General features: G+C 61.2%; 2 protein-coding genes. Both read right to left on the reverse strand.

What is annotated here, in order from left to right:
• Positions 1 to 142: 142 nt before the first annotated feature.
• Entirely contained in the window at positions 143 to 1,021 is an 879-nt protein-coding gene (locus FHW75_RS26680; RefSeq protein WP_159266190.1) for a DUF4123 domain-containing protein, read from the reverse strand.
• A partial coding sequence (locus FHW75_RS26685) for a bacteriophage T4 gp5 trimerisation domain-containing protein (protein WP_033733691.1) occupies positions 1,021 to 1,716 on the reverse strand: 696 nt, incomplete at its 5' end. The genes FHW75_RS26685 and FHW75_RS26680, both read right to left, overlap by 1 nt.

Raw genomic sequence — 1,716 nt, forward strand, 5'->3', positions numbered from 1 at the left:
CCGACAGCGGCGTAGCGCAGGGGCAGCAGCTCGAAGCGGCGGGTGCAGTCGGCGACCGGGCTGTTGCGCAGGGCGGGACGGTAGCCGGTGGTGATACGCCGGCACAGTTCCAGGGCTTCGTCCAATGAGTCCATTGTGTACCTCAGTCCTTGCCGTGCAGGCATCGCTGCACGTTATCGATCAGGGGCGTTCGCTGCTCGCGTGTAGCAGCGATTGCGTCTTGCCAGGCAGGTGATTCGCAGAGCTGTTCTCCGGCGCGGGCCATCATCAGCACATAGCTGACCAGGTCTTGCTCTCGATCCAGTCCTTGCGCGCGGGCCTGATTCAGGTGGTGCTGGATCAGGCCAATTCGCGTACCGTGGCAGACAGCCGTGAAGGCCGCGCAAGACGGCTCGTGCTTCAGCATTTCGGCAAGTTGATAGCTCAGTGGGTCGCCGGCCAAGGCTGCCCAGCAGTCTTCGCTCAGGGTGATGGGCGGGACATGGATCATGCGAGGCTGGTCGCCGCCAGCGATTTGCACCCACAACCTCTTGTGCGGATGCGCCACCGGGGACCACCAGCAATGGATGGGCGCCAACCACTCGGCCACGCCAGGCAACTCGCGGCAGGTATCCAACACTTGCAGGACGGCTGCGGTGTGGTAACGCAACAGGTAAGCGTGGCCATCCGGCCCGGTAACGGAGTTGGCCTGGCTCAAGTGCTGTACAAGCTGGGCGGCTGGCAGCGCACTGACGATCCAGCCACTCACCGCACCCATTGCACCTTGCTCCAGCTGCCACTGGAAATCGTACTGGCCTGAGACATCGGAACCTGGCCTGGAGCTGAACAACCAAGGGCCTACCGCGCGTAAATTGCTGAATTGGGCCTGTTGCAACAAAGGCCAGCAGCGCCCCGTGTAATGTTGGGTCAGCGTTTCCCGGGCCCGGGGTGAAAGGTTGGCCATTTCAACGACGGCACTCAGGCGATAGCGGTCGGATGTGCGTAGCACTTCTACCATTGCTCTGATAAATGGGCTGGGCATCAGCTGGCACCCTCCATGGGAATCATGTTGTGGCCGTCGGCGATGGCTTTGAGCAAGCAACTCAGACAAATCGGCTCCCCAGGCTCAGGTACGCCGGAAGTGGCAGTCATGCGCTGGCTGCCCTTGGCCTGCTGGCTGACCGGCCCCTTGAAGTCCAGCGCAAGGCCGTCCAGCGTGATGCCGGCGCCGTCGATTCGTAGAAGACCTGCCGGACTTCTGATCGTCAGGCTTTCGCTGACCTGGATGTCGTAAACCTTGGTGGTGTGCCGAATAGCCTCGCCGGTTTGCAATGTGCTGTGACCGGCCACGACCTGTTCGAGATGGCCACCGATCTCTACCGTATGGTTGGCCTTGGTGAGGTCCTGCCGGTGATTGCCGACGTGTTCGATTCGGTCCTTGCCTGTGGTGATGGTATGGGTACGGCCAACGCTCAGGCTGTCGTCATTGCCAACTTCATGTGCCCGGTTCTGGCCGATGCTTACGGTCTCGTCCCGGGCAACGTCTTCAAGACGGTCCTGCCCAATCGAAATCGTCTCGTCCCGTTCGACGCGTTCGGTGCGGTCGTTGCCCACTTGCGTGGTCTCGTCGTGCCTGACGATCTTGTTCTTGTCCCGCTGGGCATGGATGAACACTTCCTCTTTGCCCAGTTCGTCCTCGAAACGCAGTTCGTTGTAACCATCACCTTTATGGGTCTG

This window comes from Pseudomonas sp. OG7 (assembly GCF_014192825.1).
Lineage (GTDB): Bacteria > Pseudomonadota > Gammaproteobacteria > Pseudomonadales > Pseudomonadaceae > Aquipseudomonas > Aquipseudomonas monteilii.

What these genes read in the sequence shown, in the direction of transcription:
- FHW75_RS26680 (WP_159266190.1), bottom strand. Translation starts at nt 1,021, where the DNA reads ATGCCCAGCCCATTTATCAGAGCAATGGTAGAAGTGCTACGCACATCC.